Annotated in this window: 2 rRNA genes; both read right to left on the bottom strand. The window is 54.1% G+C overall.

Going from position 1 to position 902, the window contains the following annotated elements:
- Window positions 1-530 (bottom strand): 23S ribosomal RNA (locus NVV99_RS26305); the annotation flags it as partial.
- A 305-nt stretch (window positions 531-835) separates the two neighbouring features.
- Window positions 836-902: ribosomal RNA gene (locus tag NVV99_RS26310) — 16S ribosomal RNA — on the bottom strand; the annotation flags it as partial.

Raw genomic sequence — 902 nt, forward strand, 5'->3', positions numbered from 1 at the left:
ACCAGGGAGTATTCAGGCTTATCGGGTGGTCCCGACAGATTCACACCGGATTTCACGGGCCCGGTGCTACTCGGGTACTTTTCACGAGAGCCGGCAAGTTTTCGTCTACGGGATTCTCACCCTCTACGACAGGCCGTTCCAGACCACTTCGACTAACCAACCGGTTTCTTACTCTCGCCCGTCATGACAGTGACGGGAAGAAAAGCCCCACAACCCCACGGATGCAACGCCTGCCAGCTATCACACACCCATGGTTTAGCCTCATCCGCTTTCGCTCGCCACTACTCACGGAATCACATGTTGTTTTCTCTTCCTGTGGGTACTGAGATGTTTCACTTCCCCACGTTCCCTCCACACACCCTATATATTCAGATGCGGGTAACACGACATCACTCGTGCTGGGTTTCCCCATTCGGAAATCCTCGGATCACAGCTCGGTTGACAGCTCCCCGAGGCATATCGCAGCCTCCCACGTCCTTCATCGGCTCCTGGTGCCAAGGCATCCACCGTACGCTCATAAACACTTACAACAAAGATGCTCGCGTCCACTGTGCAGTTCTCAAACAACACACAACAACCCCTACCGCAAGAAAACTGATTTCCTTGTTTCGCGGATCATCGTCGCTGATCAAACACATTGCGTGTTCTCTCAGGACCCAACAGTGCACCGATATAACTTTCTTCCTGCCGGCACTCGGGCCCGCAGTAGTGAAGAAAATGCTTGTCAGCGTTCCACCCATGAGCACCACCGGATTACCTGTGAATCCGTAATGGCTCTGCCTGCATGCGTTTACCGTCCCCGACTACTCGGGGTGCATGAGGAGTTGCTCCTTAGAAAGGAGGTGATCCAGCCGCACCTTCCGGTACGGCTACCTTGTTACGACTTCGTCCCAATCGCCGAT

The organism is Rhodococcus sp. PAE-6 (assembly GCF_025290685.1).
GTDB lineage: Bacteria > Actinomycetota > Actinomycetes > Mycobacteriales > Mycobacteriaceae > Rhodococcus > Rhodococcus pyridinivorans.